This window comes from Paenibacillus wynnii (assembly GCF_000757885.1).
Taxonomy (GTDB): Bacteria; Bacillota; Bacilli; order Paenibacillales; family Paenibacillaceae; genus Paenibacillus_AQ; species Paenibacillus_AQ wynnii.
The window spans coordinates 296274-317463 of the sequence record NZ_JQCR01000002.1; the positions used below are offsets into that span (position 1 = coordinate 296274).

Here is a 21190-nt window from a genome sequence, read left to right on the forward strand (position 1 = left end):
CATCGGACAGTAACTTAGCCCTCAAAACCAACTTAGCTCCTCAAACAGACTATCTCTGTAAGTTTAATTGCACTTTCTACAACTAAAATATTGAAATAATGGGAATCCGGGCAGATGCTGACTAAATAACTGCACAAACTACAACTAAATCATTTTTTAATCCTATTAGATGATTTTAAGTGCATAAAGTACAACTAAAACCTCCCACAGCCACTAAACTACAAATTCAAATCCAACCTCCAACCTCCACTAAATCTAATTATAAAAAGAAAGCAGCCCGAAGAGCGGACTGCTTTACATGAATTACATAACAACAGCTGTGAGCTATTAAAGAGCCGCTGCCCGGTTGTTATCTATTTTCCAGCAACCAATGCATTCAACTCTAGTAAATCCGCAGCCAAGTTCTCTTCGGTATATTTGCCCTGACCGAAACCGATCAATGCCCGTAGAGGCAGATACTTCATCATAGCAATGAACATTTCGGGATTATCCCCCGTGCCCTCTTCAAACCCAAATATATTGATGTATTTCTTAGCTTTCTCTTTAGTAAGCGGGTTCTCCAGTAGATCACCCACCGTTGTATTGCGATGGACAATGGTTTCAATGAGTGTCGTCGATTCTACATCAATAGAGGCAACTAAGCGGATATCCCGTGAGGAGGAGCCGATATCAATCATGAAGCTTCCACTCTCTACATGCCAATCCCCAATATTAACATTGTAATAGGCAAAGGAACGTTTATTCAGCTCGAAAGTAACTTCTTTCTGTTCACCGGGCTGAAGCTCCACTTTCTGGAACCCCTTCAACTCCTGTAGCGGACGGATCATACGGCTCTCTACATCACTGACATAGAGCTGAACAATTTCCTTGCCGGGGCAGTTTCCGATATTCTGAATAGTTACACTAACCTGCACGTTCTCTGTATCCTTGATGCTGCTTTTAGAAATCCTCAAGTCACTATACTGGAATTCAGTGTAGCTGAGACCAAAGCCGAACGGGAACAACGGCTCGATTTCTTTTTTATCATAATAGCGGTATCCAACAAACACTCCTTCTTTATATTCCACCTTATCACCTTCACCGGGAAAGTTCAGAAAGGATGGGTTGTCGCTAAGCTTCTTCGGGAACGTCTCTGCCAATTTTCCGCTCGGACTAACCTCTCCTAACAGCAAATCTGCAATTGCTCCGCCAAAGGCCTGACCACCCAGATAAGCTTCAAGTATCCCTTTTGTATGATGGAGCCAAGGCATTTCGACCGGAGAGCCGTTGCTAAGCACGACAACAATATTACTTTGAACTTCAGCTACCGCCTCGATTAGCGCGATATGACTCTCAGGCAGGGAGAGGTGAACGCGGTCATAACCCTCTGACTCATAGCTATCCGGCAGCCCGAGGAACAGTACGGCTGTGTCTGCTTTTGCCGCCGTCTCACGCGCCTCTTGCAGCAAATCCGCATTAATATTATTGCTGTCTAGCTCATATCCTTGAGCGTAAAGAAGTTCTACAGATTCACCGGCAATAGCCTTTATCTCTGTAAAAGCATCGTCCAACTTCGTCGGGTTTACATGTGAGCTGCCCCCGCCTTGATAACGCGGCTTCTTGGCGAATTCACCAATAATTGCTATTGTGCCTTCCTTGGACAACGGCAGAATGCCTTCTTCATTTCTCAACAGCACCATGCTCTCCCGAGCTACTTCACGCGCCAGTTGATGGTGATCATCAGCATTAAACACAGCATTTTCTTTTCGATTCTCCACAGTCTTCAGAATAAAAGTGAGCATCCGCTCCACCGCAAGATTAAGCGTCTCCTCAGACAAATCGCCGCTCTTCACCGCAGCAACAATCTTCGCATCTCCAAGCCCTTCATTTGAAGGCATTTCCAACTCTAGACCGGCCTGCAATGCTTTTACCCGCTCGTTAACCGCACCCCAATCGGAGACCACAAAACCTTCAAAACCCCACTCGTCTCTGAGAATCCGGGTCAGCAGATATTCACTTTCAGAAGCATATTCACCGTTAACCCGGTTATAGGAACACATTACACTCCAAGGCTGACTATTCTTAACCGCACCTTCAAAGCTCGCCAGATATATCTCGCGCAGTGTACGCTCATCAATAACAGCATCTGTAGACATTCTGCGATGCTCCTGATTATTGGCGGCAAAATGCTTCAGTGAGGTGCCCACGCCTTGACTTTGCACACCTTTGATATGATTCGCACCCATTTCTGAAGCAAGGTAGGGATCCTCAGAAAAGTATTCAAAATTCCGCCCATTCAGCGGAGAACGTTTAATATTAGTTCCAGGACCCAACAGGACAGCAACATTCTCTGCCTGACATTCTGCACCAAGCGCTTGGCCTACTCGTCCAATTAAATCCCGATCCCAAGAGGAAGCCATACCTGCGGCAGAAGGAAAACAGGTTGCCGGCACACTGTTGTGAAGTCCAAGGTGGTCGGCACTTTCTTTTTGCTTGCGCATGCCATGCGGGCCGTCCGTTAGCATTAGAGCGGGGATTCCCAGCCGTTCAATGCCTTTTGTATGCCAGAAGTCCAGCCCTGAGCAGAGCCCGGCTTTCTCTTCGAGGGTCATTTGAGAGATGAGATCTTGAACTTTATTTTTCATGATTAGCCTCCTATGAATGCGTTTTCTACTCCCATCTTAATATACTTCTTTCGTATTTTATGGCATTATGATTGTATTCTTGGTATTTTCATTGAATGAAAGGAGTAGTTAACGATGCTTGAACATTTGGAGATTAACGAACGTATTCAATATATTTGTAAACTAATGTTTGAAGCATATCAGATTCCGGTATTTATTCTGAGCGCGAGCCGGACCATAGAACATCAGCTACCGGAGTCCAATATATCCCGCCCTTTAAGTAAAGATGCAAGCAGCATGCTTGCTGAAATAATAAGCCATTCGGATGTAGAGGCTGACACCGATAACCCTTCCTCTCTACCTATCATTCGAACTACTCCATTCCTAGAGAATTATATTATTCTCCGTCTGCCTAATGAGCATCTAGAAGCTACAACCCTAGTCATTGGCCCTTCTCTGTATGCTCCCCTTACGTCCGACAACGCTGCAAGCCTGATGCGCGACAATGGTATTCCCCTCAAGTTGCAGGAGCAATGGCTTCAATATTACGGCAGTCTGACCGTTATCAATCGGATGAGATTGTACCATGCTGCCATGCTGCTATACTCGCTGGTCACCGGTAAAGCCTTATCCATTACCGACCTTTTACTCGACATTCGCACTTTAGAGCCAACACCACATACCAGTGACAGCCTTGATTTAAATGTCTCCTACCGGCGCGAGAATACATGGCTGCACCACGATCCAATGCTGGAGAAAGATATGTTCCGTCATATCAAAAATGGAAATAAAGCTGAGCTTCTGAAGGTACAGGCAACCTTTACCGAGGAAAAATTCGGTCTGCTCTCGAAGAACAGCCACTTACGCAGTAAAAAAAATCTGGCGATTGCCTCCATAACTCTCGCTACACGCGCAGCTATTGATGGGGGAGTGTTCTGGGAGATTGCCTTTACACTTAGCGATTTTCATATACAGCATATCGAAGAACTTAAGGATATCCCTGCGGTAGATCGTGCCCAGCTCGCTGCCCTCTGCGATTTCGCCGACCATGTCCGAGATAACCGAAATTCCAAGCTCTCACGTACAGCCGCCCTTTGCCAAAATTATATTTTTAACCATCTATACGAGGAGCTTTCTTTAGATAAGCTGGCAGGGGTGGCAGGACTCAATGGAAGTTATCTCTCGCAGCTGTTTAAGAAGGAGACGGGGATCGCAATTAGTGATTATATTCAGCGTGAACGGATTGAGGAAGCCAAACGGCTGATAGAGGCTCACGGAATTACCTTGTCCGACATCGCTACCCGGCTCCATTTTAACGACCAGAGCTATTTCACAAAAGTATTTAAAAAATACACCGGCACCACACCCAAAGAATACAGAAATAACCGGGGAATCACTCTTTAGTACGATCCAACTCATAGCTTTTTTAGGAAAATAATGTAATAATCTATGCGAAGTACTATTTAACACTAAAGGGGCGAAAGTGATGATCATTGGCATTATATTTGTCGTTGTATTTGGTTATTTAATACTAAGAACTCTACTTAATGACAACTCGCAGGGCGGCAGACTTAAGAAGTCAAGACATGAGGATATATCGGGCACTTCCTTCATAGCGGGCTCCCATCTGGACTTATACAGCGATAATACGAATAACGATAATTATCACGGTCATCATAGTAACAATACACATCATCATTCTGGACACGACAGCGGCGGTCACGGTTGGGGCGGAGATGGCGGCCATGGCGGTGGCGGCGGAGATGGCGGTCATGGCGGTGGCGGCGGAGATGGCGGCGGCGGTGGAGATGGTGGCGGTGGTGGTGGCGGGGATTGACGCGTCATATACAGAAAACGGCTCCGCATTCCCTGACCACTCAGGAGAAGCGAAGCCGTTTTTTATATAAAAAATACAGTTGAGAAATATCTTAAGTTTATTACTTATGAAGTTCAAACTTGCTTAAAAGAACCTCTCCTCTGAAGACCAGATACAGGCGGGATACCGCTCCGTCAAAAGCTACAGGTGCGATCACTTCGTTCCATTGCTGGGGTTCCGTAGTTCCAGACACCTCAACCGTTCCTGCTAATGTTCCATCCGGTTCATTCATTCTAACCTCGATACAACCGCCTTTCGTCGATGAGACCCATGCCTTAATTTGCTTAATTCCACCACTTAGCTGTACATCTTCAAAAGAGATCCAGGCACCTTCTTCTTTGGGTCTCACACTGGCACCGCCGGCTTTACATTCATCTAAATACACGCCTTCATAATCGTCGTAATTCTCCGCTTGGGTACTAACTTCAAGGTTGCGTGGAGGAATCGCCTCCCCTTGGATCGTGATCTGTTCAGACACAACGATATCTGACGAGGAGCGGCCAATCATAATGGAATATGGACCACTTTCGACACAGAAACGCTCACGCGTAACATCCCAAAAAGCCAGTTCCGATACAGGCAGCAAGAACTCCACGGTTTGGGATTGACCTGCTGCAGTATGGATTTTTTGGAAGCCTTTTAACTGTTTGAGCGGACGCTTCACACGTGAAGCCAAAGACTGCACATACAACTGTACGACCTCGTCTCCATCTACCGATCCAGTGTTATCCACCTGCACAGATACTTTAATCATACCGTCCTGATCCAATTCCTTGGCGTCCAGCTTAAGATTACTGTAAGACACTTGCGCGTAACTCAGACCATGACCAAACGGATACAAAGGCGCTCCGTCAAAATACATGTAGGTTCTTTTCCCCTTAATAATATCGTAATCCATCAGGTCAGGTAGTTGCTCCACGGAACGGAACCAAGTCATATTCAATTTACCGGAAGGGCTGTAATCCCCGAACAGAACATCAGAAACGGCATTCCCCAGCTCTTGTCCGCTGTGTGAGGTATATAGAACCGCCGGAATATGCTCATCAATCCAAGTAGACGAAATCGGATAGCTTCCGACAATCACTACAACAGTGTTCGGATTCGCTTCATATACCGCTTTGACTAGACGCTCCTGCTCCTCGGGCAGAACAATATCCGGTCGGTCGATCTCTTCTTTACCGTTAATAAGCGGATGATTTCCTACAAACACAACTGCAACTTCAGCAGCCTTGGCCGCATTCACTGCCGCATCTATACCGCTTTTAAGGATATGTTTAGTGAAAGGTTCGGAACCCGCTGTACTTGTATTCGGGTCTGATGCTAGTAACGTACCTGTATCGGGATTTACGGAAATGGATTTATCTCTCCAAGCCTTCAATGTAACCGTATCGTCTTCTCCCGGCACCAGACTGAACGCTTCCTTAACATACCAACCATAAACTTCATCAGCGGATACCGTAAGCGTATCATTGTCAGTGAGTGTAACGTACTTATTCAGACTCGTTGACTTCAATGTATGGTTATTCCAGCCCCATGCCGTATGCTCAAACAGTTCTCCATGCTCCATTTGATCGTACTGAACGGCCAATTTCCCCTCTTCACCGGTAATCCCTACCGCTTTTCCATGGCTAGCCGAGGTCAGAATCATTAGGTCGGAGCCGCTTTCAAAAGCAACCTGTTTACCCGCAAGCTTCTTGGTAATCCCCTGCAGCGGAGTGACGCCATACGGAAGTGTACCGGAATACCAGTCTCTAAACGCTTCATCCCCAAGTGGACCGATAACGGCAACCTTGGACAATTTGCTCTTGCTCAAAGGCAAGGTGGCTCTTTCATTTTTCAGCAATACGATAGACTGTTTCGCAGCCTCTAATGATAATGCAGCATGTTCCTTGCTCAGAATGACGGAATCGTCTATGCCAGCGTATGGATTCAACTCGGCAGGATCAAATTCGCCCAAACGGAAACGAACTCTGAATGTGTTGGATAAAGCGCGATCCAAATCCTCTTCGGTAAGAAGACCTTGAGCCAATGCTTCATGAATGACTTTGATGGTTTCCTCAGTCTCCTCAGTCACACTATCGATCCCGTTCTTAATGGACTCGGCCATCGACTGGGCAAAAGACTCATAATAATGGTGATCCTTCACGATTCCGAACAAATCTCCAGCATCACTAACGATAAAACCGTCCATTTCCCATTCGCCTTTTACAACATCCATAACACTTGGATGAAGAATAACCGGCACACCGTTCACCGAATTGTAGGCAGTCATCATCGACTGCGCTCCGCCTTCTAGAAAGGCAGATTTAAAGGCATCCAAATAGTACTCTCTCATATTTCTAGGATCAATGCTGGCTGAGCAGTTCCCGCGTTCGATCTCATTGTTATTGCCCAGGAAATGCTTCAGTGTAGCTACTGCTTTTAGATAAAAAGGGTGGTCGCCCTGAATCCCTTGTACTATCGCTGTGCTGAGTTGACCGGTCAATTCCGGATCTTCACCATAGGCTTCTTCCGTTCTGCCCCAGCGTGGATCACGTTCCATATCAACCGTTGGCGCCCAAAGGGTCAAACCATTGATCGTCGGATTTTTCTTGTAAAAGGCTCTAGCCTCGTCCCCGATGGCCGATCCAATTTTCTTCATCAGTTCCGGGTTCCAGGTACAGGCAAGTCCACTTGCCTGCGGGTATGAAGTTGCTTTTCCCAACCAGGATATACCATGGGCCGCTTCCGTTCCGTGCTTATACGCCTGTACTCCTAAACGCTCTATAGCCGCTTGATACTGAGGGATCAAGGTCACCTTCTCATCCAGCGTAAATCGGGAGAGCAGATCTTTTACACGAACATCTAAAGGCAGTTCCGTTTTTTTATAAGGAAATAATTCAGTTTCTGTTGGCATTGCGTTCGCTCCTTTAATCTAAGTGTTAGCGGTTTCATTTTACTTTGAGGACTACAATCAGCAACCTCGGAAAGGTAACATCTGTTAGCTGCATGTGAGTCCTAGCCTCTTTATCATAAAAGATACGCGCAACCGGCAACACCTGAACAATTATTATAAAAATCAGGTGATAATTAGACTTTTACATCTGGTCTGGACTCTCACGCTACCGGGGGTGATTGTATTGTACTTTTACATCTTATTCGCTCATTTGCTGCTCCCGGGGGTGATTCTATTGTACTTTTACATCTTATTCGCTCATTGGGTGCTCCCGGGGGTGATTCTATTGTACTTTTACATCTCATTCGCTCATTTGGCGCTCCCGAGGGTGATTGTATTGTACTTTTACATCTCATTCGCTCATTGGGTGCTCCCGGGGGTGATTGTATTGTACTTTTACATCTCATTCGCTCATTGGGTGCTCCCGTGGGTGATTCTATTGTACTTTTACATCTCATTCGCTCGGTGCTCCCGGGGGTGATTGTATTGTACTTTTACATCTCATTCGCTCATTGGGTGCTCCCGGGGGTGATTGTATTGTACTTTTACATCTCATTCGCTCATTGGGTGCTCCCGGGGGGCATTCTATTGTACTTTTACATCTCATTCGCTCATTGGGTGCTCCCGGGGGTGATTGTATTGTACTTTTACATCTCATTCGCTCATTTCGTGCTCCCGGGGGTGATTGTATTGTACTTTTACATCTCATTCGCTCATTTCGTGCTCCCGGGGGTGATTGTATTGTACTTTTACATCTTATTCGCTCATTTCGTGCTCCCGGGGGTGATTCGAGCTCCCAAGCTACCCGTTACTGATTTTTTACCACAGCTGACTATCCTTAAAGGAATGGATATACTCATATCTGCAAACTTTACTACTTTCGCCGGCAATGATAGGTTTAAGTTTTCCTTTCTCACAGAGGGATTTCACATGTCGTATAACCGTACGATAATTTACACCAAGCTCTTGCACCAAATCAGTCGGACGAATGAACCCATCGGAGCGGATGGCGATTAGTATAATTTCACGCTCAAGCCGAGCAAAGGACTCCCCCTCGGAATTCATCACAAGACTCGGAGTTAGTAGGGATTTCAGCAGTGAGATCGTAAGCTCTGGATTCACCTCTAGATCATCATAAGGAACTGCCACCACTCGAAAGCCTCCGATTTGAAGAAAAGTCTCCCGATTCAGCTCTTGTCGATAACGAGTCCGATCCATATTTTGCACATGCGGGCCGTATCCCTTCACTTCAATCGCAAACTTAACCTGTCCCGGTTTCCAGACAAAGTCAATAAAGTAGGGTCTGCCGCGCCAATCCGCTACTTCATATTCGGGGTGCAAATCATCCAAGTGACCGAACATCTTCCACCATACCTGCTCCAAAAACATTCGCTCACCATGGCCATGTCCACGCTCTAGCCGATTCTTCCGTTCTCCTGTTCTGCGATTCATATGATACTTTAACCACCTGCTATGCTCTTCTGAAAACCCCATATCAATAACCTCCATCCCATTAGTCACAAAAAAATCCCGCACCCTAAGAGAGAAAGGGTACGGGACGTGCTTCGTCCTATTGTCCAAAGCATAATTCCCCTATACTAATACTGTCAATCCAAAAAACGTATTTAGAAAGAACCGTATATTTATGCGATATTCGGATGCTGCAGCTATTTTTTTTAATTAGCCGTTATTCATTATCGATGTTCTGTAAAATTCATTAAAATCCTCAGCATTCAAGGGGTGAGAGAAGAAAAAACCCTGACCTTCCGTGCAGCCTAACTGGATCAGAGCCGTCTCTTGCTGTTCAGACTCTATTCCTTCCGCGATAATATTCATTTCCATGCTTTGGGCGAGGTGAATAATAGTAGATAATATTTTATAATCCTTGTGATTCTCATCGGTTTCACTGATAAAGGAACGGTCAATCTTCATCGTATCAATAGGAAGCTTCTTAAGATAGCTTAAGGAGGAGTACCCTGTTCCAAAATCATCTATGGAGATAATGAAACCTAATTCTTTGAGCTGGAATAAAATCAATAGGCTTTCATCCGCCCTCTCCATGATGCTCTCCGTGATCTCCAGTTCCAAATAATGAGGCTTAACACCTGTCTCCTCTAAAATCCGCATGATCGTTAAGATTAAGTTCTTATCATAGAACTGCCTGATGGATAGATTAATGGATAGCGGCAGCAGGAAGTGAAATTGAGATTCCCATTTCTTCAATTGCTTGCAGGCTTCACGAATGACCCATTCTCCGATGGAGACGATAAGGCCTGTCTCTTCGGCAATAGGTATAAATTCCGCCGGGGGGATCGTCCCTCTTTCCGGGTGGTTCCAGCGGCTTAAAGCTTCTACTCCTGTTATTTTACTAGTATTTAAGTCATATTTAGGTTGATAATAGAGCTCCAACTCATTCCGTTCGATGGCATGGCGCAAGGCGTTTTCGATGATTCGTTTATGGTTAAGGATTTCGTTCATATCCGGTGTAAAGAATTGAAAGGTATTTAACCTTTTTTCCTTGGCGAAATACATGGCCGTGTCTGCATTCTTAATTAACGTTTCCAAATCCGCACCGTCAGATGGATATATACTGATGCCGATACTCAGAGTGATTATGACTTCATACGCATTATTCAGCAGTGAATATGAGAATACATCCACAATTTTCTGCGCATTGACTGCAACCTCATCCTTCGTTACTTTCTCAAGTATAATTGTGAATTCATCGCCGCCAATTCGTGAGACCGTTCCAGATGACCCTACAATACTGGAGAGAAGATCGGCTGTATTCTTGAGCAGTAAATCTCCGACATCATGCCCCAAAGTGTCATTCACAAACTTAAACCGATCCAAATCTAGAAACATAACGGCCAGGTTCTCATGGTTGCGGTTTGCATTAATCAGGGCTTTGGTAAGGCGATCTCTGAAAAGTCTACGGTTCGGCAGCCCTGTCAGCATGTCATGCAAGGCATTATATTTCAGTTTTTCTTCATACCGCTTACGCTCGATCATATCCCGGAATACCAGCACGACACCGATAACTTGTCCATTCTGATCAATAATAGGCGCAGCACTATCATCAATGGGTATCTCTATGCCTTTTTTATTAATTAGAAGGGTATTCATATCTATTCCAACAATTTTCCCTTGTCGAAGGGCATTGTACACCGGGTTTTCGATTTCGACTCCAGTATCTTCATTAATTAATACGAACAACTCAGAAATGTCTAGACCTTCAGCATCCTCGAATGTCCAACCCGTAATAGATTCAGCAATAGGATTCAGGAAGGTTACTTTACCATATTGATCCGTTGTGATAATTCCATCACCGATACTATTTAAGGTAGTTGACAGTAACTGCTCCCGATCCCGATATAATTCTTCTTTATGTTTTTGATCGGTAATATCTGTTCGTATAGCAATATATTGAATGGGAACTCCATCTTTCACAAAGGGAACAATAGTCGTAGTTACCCAGTAGTAATGACCATCCTTCGTTTTATTCTTAACGTCTCCCCGCCAAATATTCCCCGAGGTAATCGTCTGCCACATCTCATGGAAAAATGGCTTCGGGTGATGCCCGGAGTTAATAACTCGATGGGTTTTCCCAATTAATTCTTCTCTGGAATATTTAGAAATCTCACAGAATCGATCATTCACATAAGTGATGACTCCCCGTGCATCTGTTTTAGCTACAATGGTAGACTCATCCAAGGCATATTGAACATCTGAGAGCTCTTTTAAGGTATGTTTTAATTCTTCCTCCACTAGCTTTCGTTCTGTAATATCCGAGCGTATAGCGATATATTGAAAGGGCTGTCCATTTCTCAGTGAGGGCACAATTGTAGTTTCTACCCAGTAATATTGACCGTCTTTAGTCTTATTCTTCACTTCTCCACGCCATATACGTCCTTGAGTAAGGGTGCTCCACATATCGCGGAAAAATTCCTTGGGATGATAACCGGAGTTGATAATTCGATGGGTTTTACCTATCAATTCTTCTTTGGAGTATTTCGAAATCGCACAAAATTTGTCGTTCACATAGGTAATTACACCTTTAGCGTCCGTCTTAGCAACAATCGAGGATTCGTCTAAGGCATACATAATATCATCTAATTCAAAAAGAGAGCGTTCCAACTCACCTGCTAGATTCTGATTGTCTTGATCAGAAAACATGTTCATATCATTAGCTCCTCTTATGATTACATGGTTTCTAAATGGACTTTGGGTTTGGACCGTAACTGCGGTGAATGTTGGACTTCCAGCCGCTGTTGTCGTAAGACTTTCTTGATTTGTATCGCTGTTCGCGGAGGAAATCAGGAGACAGCTTATGCTTTCGAAGCGAGCTTTCCTACGGAAAGCTTTCGGGCGGACGCTACCGCTCTTCCAGTTCCAAAATTCCCCTCCTTTACTTTTACCCTTTTATAGTTAAAATTTTAACATATTCAATAGGTATAAAACAGTAATATGCTTCCTTAATAAACAGAAGGCTTGCATCTGAAACTCTGAAACTTAAACTCTAACCTTCAAACACTCAAACACTCAAACACTCAAACACTCCAGTATAGTCTCACTAGGCAGTTTGAATCACCAGAAACTTTGAGCCTATTTTCACTTGATGATTTATTTCCTGTAATTTACAATATTATAGTGTTTCCTAAACAAAAATATAGAAAGTTGGGGTATGAGTGAGCATTACCAAGGGATTAACTCGAGTACTGTTCCCAATCATGATTTTGTCCATGGTGGCGGGATGCGGAAGTGAAAAAGCGGTAGACAAGGCCGTTGAGAAACAAGAAACCTCGCCGGCAAAAAGCGTTCATAAAGCGCACTGGTCCTACGAAGGGGATACATCACCCGAACACTGGGCTGAACTGGATCAACTGTTTACAACCTGCAAAGTCGGTAAGGCACAGTCACCAATTAACATTCTCGAAGATAAGGTAAAGGATGTTGAGAGCCTATCCCCCATCAAGGTGGAGTACTCCCCGTCTAAGGTATCTATTGTCAATAACGGCCACACGATCCAGGCTAACCTTAACAATTCGAACAATAAGATCACCCTCGAAGGAAAGACGTATACGCTGCAGCAGTTCCATTTTCACCTCCCCAGTGAGCATGAAGTGAACGGTAGTCATGCGGATATGGAGCTTCACTTTGTACATAAAGATGAAGAAGGCAAGCTTGCCGTTCTTAGTGTATTAATCACTAAAGGCGCCGAAAATGCCGAGTTGAATAAAATTTGGTCGATGATCCCGGCTGAGGAGAACGAAGAAGGAGTTGAGATCGAAGGTGACTTCGACATGAACAAACTGCTTCCGGCAGACCTTCATTCCTTCCGCTACCAAGGCTCGCTAACCACGCCTCCATGTACCGAAGGCGTCCAATGGATCGTCCTGGAAAGCCCTGTTCCATGGTCCGCGGAGCAAATCAACAAGTTTAAAGCCATTTTCCCTCATGATAATCGTCCCGTTCAACCGCTTGGTGCGCGGGAAGTGGATACTGATAATTAAAATAACAAAAAGCCTAGCAGACCATTTGCGAGGCTTTTTGTCTTTTTTCTCTTTGTCCCGAAAGCTTGTAAATTAAAACGCAATTTCACTAAGATCTGAACATTCGGCTGCAATATAATTCGTGATACTTTGAGTCTCATTGAAGGCTTCAAGAGAGAACGAGCATTCATTTACCTGATTCCGGCGTAAGGGAGTACTCCTTAGTTTGTCGTTTTTCCTTATGTATTTTTTCCTCATTCTCTGAATTCGGCTTATTCTCCACCTTCCACTGGGTAAACAGATTGATTTGAAGGGGCTCACTTCGGTAATCCGGCAAATGTTCCTGCCAATCGGATTTCTTCACATAAGGAATTTTATATACTACTGAGGAGAAATCTGCGTCTTCGTAGTCAACGTCGTAGTCAAAAGGGCTCGTTGTTAAAACAGAATTCAGAAGGGGCCAAAGGATCGGTTAAGCACATAGTTGTCATGGTAAATCCGTACCTTCTCATGGTAGACATCAATGTTGAATACAGTGTCGGGACTATCATTCGGGTAGGCTTTCATAGTGGAAACTCCAAACGTCTGCTTGAATAAAACCGTATTAGTTTTAACCGTAAATGATTTCCCGTACTTTTTCGTTAAATATTCTTCTGCCAACCGGCTTTCTTTTTGTTCACTGTAGAACAGATTTTCGAACATCTGACTCCCCCCAAGCAACAATAAGGGCAGTACGAATATCAGCACGATCACGATGCATGCTACAGCAATCACAACGGATAAGGATCTCACTTTCAAATCAATGCCCACAAATTAAAAACTCACATTAAACTTAGCAGAAAGGTCATACAATGTCGCTATACCAATGAATCACAAATAAAATAGTTGCACTCTCTACACCTATTTCCGATGAATTCCTCAACAGATTCCCTTTAGTTGTATTTTCTGCAACTATATTTCGAAAGAACACAGCTATTCACCTTTTTCACAGAATATAGTTGCAGAAAATACACTTAAAGCGGCGGTAACATCGAAAACAGTGTTTTTAGATGTAGAAACTACAACTATTCCGAACGTTCAACCCAAAAAAGAACCCTAAGAAGGATGTAGCCCCATAATTCCGAACTACGTTAGCTGAAGGATTTATTATACTACTTATGATCGTTATCCAGAATGCGCTGGACCCTATAGGAGATCATTAAATGCAGTGTGTGTTCCTGGAGCGGAAAGTGAGCGGATATGAAAGTACGTAAGGGTCTTGCCCGCATTGTGGTGGAGAGAATCCTCTATGCTGGTGCCAAACCTTCTAAAGTACTCATATAAAAAGCGCGCAACAGGTTAGCCTGCGCACGCTTTACACTTTCACTATTTTTCCTCTAACTCATCCGGTACATCGTATTTATTGATATGTGAGGTTAAAGCTTCCATTGCTTCATCAACATTCGTCGTTGCAGGCACATCTCCGATGGCGTCATCTGTAACGTCGTGAAAATTTAAAATGTCCGCCTCAATGGCTTTCTGTTTATTTACTTTCATTTTCATATCTTTCATGTTCAACATCCTTCCCTTCTTATTCCATTTCATGATCAGAGTTCGTCTTTACTATGCACGAGGGAAATCACTGTTATTCATAGTCCACGCTATAAGTTCTTAATATACCGATCCATCCCATCGGTACCGCTTCAGAATCTCCTCATCCAATTCCATGCCGATTCCCACACCAATAGGGAGCTTCACCTTTCCACCTACTGCTTCAATAGGGGTAATGGAAGTCAACGGGTTATCCATCACGTCCCATTCAACAGGTTCGATTTCTTTGTTCTCCATTTTGCTCCAGGGAGGCAGGCAAGCTTGTGCAAATAAAGCATATAGTCGAGATAATCCGCCATCAAAGGTATGCGGTGATGTCCGAAGACCGAACAAGCGGGAAATGAACAGCGTATGTCTGTAATCGTCAATGCCGGCTTCATGAGCCGGGTCCGGTTGAGTAATATCAATGGCTCCTTCTCGCAAAAGGGGGAGGAATTCTTCAGAGTTTCTTAAGTTTTCTCCCCCGGCGATAGGGACAGAAAGGATTGTCCGCAGCATTTTATAATCTCCTACCCGGTTCATGGGTAGCGGCTCTTCGAACCAAAGAATGTTATCCCATTTCGAAAAGTCCTTTTCCCACTCGCGGGCCGATGAGAAATCGTAGCTTTGGTTCGCATCCAAAATCATTTCGCATGAACCGGATAATAGTCCTTGGAGTTTCTGAATATGGGACTGATCTTCCTTGAAGGGTTTGCCGCCTACTTTAACTTTGATTTGAGTGAAACCGGAAATCACTGATTTCTTCACGAGATCCAGAGAATGCTTCACCCAATCGGTCTGATAAGAGTAGGACTGAAACGAAGCATATACAGGTACCGAATCCCTCCAGCTTCCTCCCCATAACTCACAGACAGAAAGCCCAGAATATTTCGCTGCAATTTCTGTTAGTGCCATACTCACTCCGGAGGCCGCACGCTGATGCCACTGCTTAATATGGTTCACCAATTGAACTCGGTTCAAAGCCTGTTTGCCTATCAGATAAGGGATAATCTTGCCTTCAAACCCGGCCTTTAGAGCGGGAAGCCAATCTACACACTCCCCCCAGCCTATAATTCCCGATTGGGTTGTGATGCGAAATAAGAAGTTGCTTCGGTAGTTCTTGTAGCCGTTAGCATCGCCATAAGGCTGCTTGAGGGGATAATATAAAGGGAAAGTATCGACTCTTGCAATATTCAATAGATCACTCCTTAGTACATGCAGCAGGTAGGTTGACCATAGTATGGCAAATGAGATAATTCCTTATACTTGTAAAAACAAAAGAACGGCATCTCTGCCGTTCTTTTAGAAGAATTATTATGACGCGAATCTTGAAGTATTACCTTTACTCCATTCCATGTTCTTTACGGATGTTGTACAAGCCTTGAAGCAGCAACTCAGCTGGATCTCGGTTCAATTGCAGATGTGTAAGCAATAAGTGTATAGGCATAGCACATACGTTATTACCTTCAGTAATCGCCGGAAATCCTACTTCGAAGGCCGGACCAATATCTTCATTCCAAGTTAGTCCCGCATGTACCTGCTCAGGAGCAAATTCCTCACGGACAGCTTCTATACACTGGGGAACTAGTACCTTGTCTATCACCGCTTTGGCTTCGTCTTCATTTGAAGGCGGTTGCGGAAGTCCCTTACCACCCTTGGTCTTCATCAGATCAACGTAGAAAGAAGTCATCCAAACTGCCGGATCATTCCCCGATTGGAACCTAGCTATCAACTCGCGTAGAAAAAAACCGCAGGAATAAACATTGTTCGAATCATCTTTTACATGATAGACAAAAACAGGGCCGTAAGCCTCGAAAGTCAATACTTGCCCCTCAACACCGTGTAAGTGCTTATTCAAAGCTACAAGGCCGTTATGGTAAACCGCTTTTATTAGCTCCGCCCAATTTTCTTCGGACATGGCACCTTCATTACTATTAACATCCTCGTTTGTTGTCTCATTATTCATGTTATATTCACCCCGCCTCTTATCATACCATCCAACACTTGGAACTGGCATTATGTAAAATAAACAATATTCTAACAATAATTGATATAGTTCCCTAACTCTATTAATGGGATTGCCTTGTGCCTTGACAAAGGTTATCTTATTCTCTAACGTGTTACATTCAGGTATCAATCAACGTGTCTGGCCCTGAGGGCATTCTACAAGAGGTAGTCTCTGCGGGTTATAAGGAAGATATTCAAGGCATAGTGAAAATCTTTGAACACGGGAACAGGTTAGGGTACATGAAAAGTGGCTGATTCGCATAGGGCGGGGCTGTCTATGGCCTACTGGAGATGGTGGTACGATTAACTCTTTTAAGGAGGTGGCAGCATGTCGATTGAAATGAAGGAAATTCCAGGGGGGGAGATAGAATTAAGAGATGATAGAACGGGTTGTAAATGTTTCTTGGAATTGCGGGGCAACATGCCGTCGTCGCAGTCACCCCTCATTTTCCATTGACGACCTTGGATTCCGCCTCGCTCGAACTTATTTTCAAAGCAAGAAGAATTGATTTACACCTGAGATATGAATCGGAAATAGCTCTTGGCATTATTGAAGCAGATATCCTGCACGATACGACCTAGAAAAGCGATATCTCCCGGAACTTCCCCATTCTTGACCCAACCACCGATGAGGTTACATAAAATTCGGCGGAAATACTCATGACGTGTATAGGAAAGAAAGGACCTTGAATCTGTAAGCATCCCTACGAAACAGCTCAACAACCCAAGATTAGAAAGCGAAGTCAATTGTTTGATCATCCCGTCTTTCTGGTCGTTATACCACCAGCCCGAGCCAAACTGTATCTTCCCCTTAATCCCGCCGCCCTGAAAAGATCCTATCATCGCAGCCAGTACATCATTCTGTGCCGGATTCAGATTATATAGAATCGTCTTGGGAAGTTCACCGGTTCGTTCAAGCTCATCGAGCAGCTTGTATAAGCTGTCGGCATAGTTCCTGTCTCCGATGATGTCGTATCCCGTATCCGGACCCCGTTCATGGAACATCCTCGTATTCGGATTGCGGATCGCTCCGATATGCAGCTGCATCGCCCAGCCGTAAGCGGCATATTTCCGGCCCATGGCCAGGAATAACGCGGTAGCGTATTGATCGCATTCCAGTCTGCTTAAAGTTTCACCCCTCAGACGACTGCTGAAGATGCTCTCCAATATGGATGACGGTGCTTCAGCATAAGGCAGGTGCGAGAACCCGTGGTCGGAGATCATACATCCATTCATGTGAAAATAATCAATTCTCTCCAGCAGGGCGCGTTCCATTAATGCATAGGTATTTATAGCATACCCTACCTTTTGTTCCAAGCTGGATACATACTCCGTAAAGGAAGCCAATTCAATCAGCAGCGCTTTATCCGGCCGGAACGTCGGTGAAACTCCAGTATTGAAGTCCTTTTGCTCTCCGATTTGTTTATGATAACGCAGATCATCCACCGGATCATCCGTGGTACAGATCCATTTCACCTTAGAACGAGTGATCAGCGCCTGCGGCGTGAAGCTGTCCTGTGCGATCAATTGATTGCAGTGATCATAAATATCCTGCCAGTTACCTGGATTTAGCTGTTCCTCCACGCCAAAATATCTTTTCAGCTCCAGCGCCGACCAATGAAACAGCGGATTGCCGATGGTATACGGCAAGACCTCGCTCCATTTTGCAAACTTTTCTTTATCCGAGGCAGTACCGGTAATATAGTTCTCATCAATCCCGAATGTTCTTAACGCTCGCCATTTATAATGGTCTCCACCCAGCCAGACATCGGTAATGCTGTTGAACCGTTTATTTTCTGCAATGGCCTTTGGATCCAGATGACAGTGATAATCGATAATGGGCAGAGCTTCAGCATACTCATGGTAAAGTATTCGCGCTTCCTCAGACTGCAGCAGAAAATCCTCATGAATAAAAGTCTTCATCCTTGTGCTCCTTTATCCTTATTGCAGATATTTCTCCAATGTTCCTCGCACAGCTCCCGGACCCGCCAGCATTTCATGGAACATACCCTCAATCTTGTCTCCGAGGCCGATTGTATACAAAGGAACGCCAAAGAGCTTCTCATCTTGGAGTATCGCGCGCACGTTTGATGTAGTTCCTCCCAGAGAAACCCCGTACAAATGTCCCTGAAGTGTGTCCAGCAGCGGGTCTGAACTCAGAGCGAAGGGCTTGCCTTCGTCATCCACTCCGAGAAGATATCGGCACCAGACGGCAATAGCCAGCGGGATCGCGGTCAGATCGGCCGGATCGAGGTCATCCCTGCGAATATATGATTTAATCGTTTCACCAAAACGGATACCCACCTTTTGTGAAGTGTCGGTAGCAATTCGCTGTGGAGTGTCTGGAATAAATGGATTGGCGAACCTCTCCTGAATCACCTCGTCCAGGAACTGCTTCGGACTGAGGATACCCGGGTCCACAACGACCGGTAAACCTTCGGTGTAACCTATAATCTCTACGAATCTCCGCAAGATATCATCCTTCATCTCATCCGCAATCAGCGTGTAACCTAGTAGACAGCCGGACACAGCAAGTGCGGTGTGCAGTGGATTCAGACAAGTGGTTACCTTCATCGTTTCCACCTTGTTGACCGTATCCCTGTCTGTAAATATAATTCCTGCTTTCTCAAGCGGTGGCCGTCCGTTTGTAAATTTATCCTCAATGATCAGGTATTCACTGATCTCCGCGTTTACGAATGGAGCGGTATAGGTGTTTTTGGACGTGATAACTATATCCATATCGCCAATCCCCTGCTCCAGAAGCGCTGCCTGCACCGTTTCCGAAGGTCGCGGAGTAATCTTATCAATCATGGACAGCGGGAAGGCAATTTTGCTCTCATCCTCAAGGTAGGCCACGAATCCTTCTTCAACTAAACCTTTCTTGGTCCACTCTTTGGCGACAGTTACGACGCCGTTCTTCAGCTTATCCCCGTTATGGGAACAGTTATCCATACTAACAAAGGTCATAGGATATTGGCCTTTTAAGTAACGACGATAGACCAGCGAAGCCACGATGCTCATCACATGAATCGGCTCCTCGGGACCCTTCTCGATGTCCTTCTCCACGATGCCTAGGTACTGGCCGTTCGGACTGGTCAAAGAGTACCCTTTTTCCGTAATGGTGAAGCTTGCCATCTGCAGACTGGGATTCTCGAAAACTTCGGTCAGACGGCTGTAATCCGCCTCCCGATTCTTATCCGCAGCGATTCCTTCCACGATACTGCTGACCACTTTCTTCTGAAAATCACCGCGTGCATTCATTAACACCAGAAGGGTTAGGTTGTCGTAAGGCTTATAGACCTTGTCAATCATTTCAAAGTCGAACGTTTCAGCTGCGATAATACCTGTAACCGCTTTACCACTATCCAGCAGCTTCTGATGGGCGTTCGCAACGAGCCCTCGAAAAATATTACCTGCACCGAAATGAACCCATTCCGGTTTCACGACAGTGTTCTTCGCCACCTGCTCATAGTCGAACCTTGGAAGTTCAACGCCCGCAGCCTTCCAGGCTGATTCATCGGAGATACTGCTTCGGGATAGGCGCAGCATTACTTCGCCTCCTTAGCATTATCAAGGCTGTCCCACACGCCTAGCAAATACATAATTCCCATGGCTCTGTCATACAAGCCGTAGCCTGGACGACAGTTCTTTTCCTCACCCCATAAATGCCGGCCGTGGTCCGGACGCACATAACCGGTAAATCCATTCTCATGATAGGCTTTAACAACTTCCGCCACATCCACGCTACCATCTCGTCCGCGGTGGGACACCTCAATGAAGTCACCGTTCTCATACACCTTCACATTACGGATATGGGCAAAATAAATACGGTCATGGAACTCGCGGATCATCGCAGGTAGATCATTCTCCGGATTCGTTCCAAGCGATCCCGTACAGAAGGTCAGACCGTTATACGGGCTATCGACCATATCTAGGAAGCGTCGGATCGTATCACGGCTGCGAATAATGCGCGGCAAACCAAAGATCGGCCAGGCCGGATCGTCAGGGTGAATAGCCATTTTAATGTCCACTTCTTCACACACCGGAATAATCCGCTCCAAAAAGTATTTCAGGTTCTCAAATAGCTTCTCTTCCGTAACATCCGCGTAGGCCGCGAATAGTTCATCCAGCTTTGCCAACCGTTCCGGCTCCCAACCCGGCATCGTGAACTGTCCGGCACCTTTCAGAATCCGATCCACCATTTCTCGTGGATTGTCAGTAATGGCAGCCTTTTCAAAAAAGAGGGCATTCGAGCCATCGGGAAGTTCCTTATAGAGCTCCGTACGTGTCCAGTCGAATACCGGCATGAAATTATAGCAAATGACTTTAACGCCTACTTTGGACAGTTTGCGGATCGTATCAATATAAATATCGATATATTTATCGCGGCTCGGCAAGCCGATTTTGATATCATCATGAACGTTTACGCTCTCTACTACCGCTGTGCTGAAGCCTTTGCTGGTGATTTGATCCGCCACTTCCTGAATACGTTCCATCTCCCATACCTCGCCGGCCATTTTATCATGCAAAGACCAGACGATACCCATAACACCCGGAATTTGCCGAATATGATCCAGAGTGATGTTGTCATTTCCTTCCCCATACCATCTCCACGTCATGTTCATTATTAGATCCTCCTCAAGTCTCTCGCATATCTTGTATACAAGATTTATTTGATCATAGAATATATAATATCGAGTTGTCAATG

The 21190-nt window shown here is 45.0% G+C and carries 14 protein-coding genes and 1 pseudogene; 4 read left to right on the forward strand and 11 right to left on the reverse strand.

Features of this window, described 5'->3' with window-relative positions:
- Window positions 1–353 precede the first annotated feature (353 nt).
- Window positions 354–2624, reverse strand: a complete 2271-nt coding sequence (locus PWYN_RS04235; protein WP_036648868.1) for a glycoside hydrolase family 3 C-terminal domain-containing protein — start codon at window positions 2622–2624, stop codon at window positions 354–356.
- 114 nt (window positions 2625–2738) lie between these two features.
- Between PWYN_RS04235 and PWYN_RS04240 the strand changes: the two genes are divergently transcribed.
- Both PWYN_RS04240 and PWYN_RS29055 read left to right on the forward strand, forming a co-directional pair.
- Complete coding sequence (locus PWYN_RS04240) at window positions 2739–4007, forward strand: AraC family transcriptional regulator (protein WP_036648870.1); 1269 nt, start codon at window positions 2739–2741, stop codon at window positions 4005–4007.
- Window positions 4008–4089: 82 nt separating this feature from the next.
- Window positions 4090–4440, forward strand: coding sequence for a hypothetical protein (locus tag PWYN_RS29055; RefSeq protein WP_036648873.1), 351 nt, complete (start codon window positions 4090–4092; stop codon window positions 4438–4440).
- Between the two features lie 100 nt (window positions 4441–4540).
- Here the strand turns inward: PWYN_RS29055 and PWYN_RS04250 are convergent, their stop codons facing one another.
- The 3 genes from PWYN_RS04250 to PWYN_RS04260 form a co-directional block, all read right to left on the reverse strand.
- Window positions 4541–7375 carry a glycoside hydrolase family 3 protein gene (locus tag PWYN_RS04250; protein WP_036648876.1) on the reverse strand — a complete coding sequence of 945 codons (2835 nt, stop codon included), beginning with the start codon at window positions 7373–7375 and terminating at the stop codon, window positions 4541–4543.
- 858 nt (window positions 7376–8233) lie between these two features.
- The gene (locus PWYN_RS04255; RefSeq protein WP_240479678.1) at window positions 8234–8866 is read right to left on the reverse strand and encodes a winged helix-turn-helix domain-containing protein; all 633 of its coding nucleotides are present in this window, start codon (window positions 8864–8866) and stop codon (window positions 8234–8236) included.
- 228 nt (window positions 8867–9094) lie between these two features.
- Window positions 9095–11596, reverse strand: a complete 2502-nt coding sequence (locus tag PWYN_RS04260) for a bifunctional diguanylate cyclase/phosphodiesterase (protein WP_052087737.1) — start codon at window positions 11594–11596, stop codon at window positions 9095–9097.
- 506 nt (window positions 11597–12102) lie between these two features.
- Between PWYN_RS04260 and PWYN_RS04265 the strand changes: the two genes are divergently transcribed.
- Complete coding sequence (locus PWYN_RS04265; RefSeq protein ID WP_157261081.1) at window positions 12103–12927, forward strand: carbonic anhydrase; 825 nt, start codon at window positions 12103–12105, stop codon at window positions 12925–12927.
- Between the two features lie 429 nt (window positions 12928–13356).
- Here PWYN_RS04265 and PWYN_RS04270 read toward each other — a convergent pair whose 3' ends face one another.
- The 4 genes from PWYN_RS04270 to PWYN_RS04285 form a co-directional block, all read right to left on the reverse strand.
- Window positions 13357–13716: a hypothetical protein gene (locus tag PWYN_RS04270; protein WP_157261082.1), complete on the reverse strand. Its 360-nt coding sequence runs from the start codon at window positions 13714–13716 to the stop codon at window positions 13357–13359.
- 555 nt (window positions 13717–14271) lie between these two features.
- Window positions 14272–14457, reverse strand: a complete 186-nt coding sequence (locus PWYN_RS04275) for a hypothetical protein (protein ID WP_157261083.1) — start codon at window positions 14455–14457, stop codon at window positions 14272–14274.
- A gap of 99 nt (window positions 14458–14556) precedes the next feature.
- The gene (locus tag PWYN_RS04280; RefSeq protein WP_036648885.1) at window positions 14557–15672 is read right to left on the reverse strand and encodes a mandelate racemase/muconate lactonizing enzyme family protein; all 1116 of its coding nucleotides are present in this window, start codon (window positions 15670–15672) and stop codon (window positions 14557–14559) included.
- Window positions 15673–15817: 145 nt separating this feature from the next.
- Window positions 15818–16441, reverse strand: a complete 624-nt coding sequence (locus tag PWYN_RS04285) for a hypothetical protein (RefSeq protein ID WP_036648887.1) — start codon at window positions 16439–16441, stop codon at window positions 15818–15820.
- A 451-nt stretch (window positions 16442–16892) separates the two neighbouring features.
- Between PWYN_RS04285 and PWYN_RS29060 the strand changes: the two are divergent.
- Window positions 16893–16991, forward strand: a pseudogene (locus tag PWYN_RS29060) (formylglycine-generating enzyme family protein); the annotation flags it as partial.
- A 1-nt stretch (window position 16992) separates the two neighbouring features.
- Here the strand turns inward: PWYN_RS29060 and uxaC are convergent.
- Genes uxaC through uxuA form a run of 3 tightly spaced genes read right to left on the reverse strand, consistent with a single transcriptional unit; the run spans window position 16993 to window position 21107 of the window.
- Window positions 16993–18405, reverse strand: coding sequence for a glucuronate isomerase (uxaC, locus tag PWYN_RS04290; RefSeq protein WP_036648889.1), 1413 nt, complete (start codon window positions 18403–18405; stop codon window positions 16993–16995).
- 18 nt (window positions 18406–18423) lie between these two features.
- The gene (locus PWYN_RS04295; protein ID WP_036648891.1) at window positions 18424–20031 is read right to left on the reverse strand and encodes a mannitol dehydrogenase family protein; all 1608 of its coding nucleotides are present in this window, start codon (window positions 20029–20031) and stop codon (window positions 18424–18426) included.
- The gene (gene uxuA / locus PWYN_RS04300; RefSeq protein WP_036648893.1) at window positions 20031–21107 is read right to left on the reverse strand and encodes a mannonate dehydratase; all 1077 of its coding nucleotides are present in this window, start codon (window positions 21105–21107) and stop codon (window positions 20031–20033) included. The genes PWYN_RS04295 and uxuA overlap by 1 nt, the downstream gene beginning before the upstream one ends.
- Between the last annotated feature and the right edge of the window lie 83 nt (window positions 21108–21190).

What these genes read in the sequence shown, in the direction of transcription:
- PWYN_RS04255 (WP_240479678.1), bottom strand. Translation starts at nt 8,866, where the DNA reads ATGAATCGCAGAACAGGAGAACGGAAGAATCGGCTAGAGCGTGGACAT.
- PWYN_RS04250 (WP_036648876.1), bottom strand. Translation starts at nt 7,375, where the DNA reads ATGCCAACAGAAACTGAATTATTTCCTTATAAAAAAACGGAACTGCCT.
- PWYN_RS29055 (WP_036648873.1), top strand. Translation starts at nt 4,090, where the DNA reads ATGATCATTGGCATTATATTTGTCGTTGTATTTGGTTATTTAATACTA.
- PWYN_RS04260 (WP_052087737.1), bottom strand. Translation starts at nt 11,596, where the DNA reads ATGAACATGTTTTCTGATCAAGACAATCAGAATCTAGCAGGTGAGTTG.
- uxuA (WP_036648893.1), bottom strand. Translation starts at nt 21,107, where the DNA reads ATGAACATGACGTGGAGATGGTATGGGGAAGGAAATGACAACATCACT.
- uxaC (WP_036648889.1), bottom strand. Translation starts at nt 18,405, where the DNA reads ATGAAGACTTTTATTCATGAGGATTTTCTGCTGCAGTCTGAGGAAGCG.
- PWYN_RS04275 (WP_157261083.1), bottom strand. Translation starts at nt 14,457, where the DNA reads ATGAAAGATATGAAAATGAAAGTAAATAAACAGAAAGCCATTGAGGCG.
- PWYN_RS04285 (WP_036648887.1), bottom strand. Translation starts at nt 16,441, where the DNA reads ATGAATAATGAGACAACAAACGAGGATGTTAATAGTAATGAAGGTGCC.
- PWYN_RS04240 (WP_036648870.1), top strand. Translation starts at nt 2,739, where the DNA reads ATGCTTGAACATTTGGAGATTAACGAACGTATTCAATATATTTGTAAA.
- PWYN_RS04235 (WP_036648868.1), bottom strand. Translation starts at nt 2,624, where the DNA reads ATGAAAAATAAAGTTCAAGATCTCATCTCTCAAATGACCCTCGAAGAG.
- PWYN_RS04295 (WP_036648891.1), bottom strand. Translation starts at nt 20,031, where the DNA reads ATGCTGCGCCTATCCCGAAGCAGTATCTCCGATGAATCAGCCTGGAAG.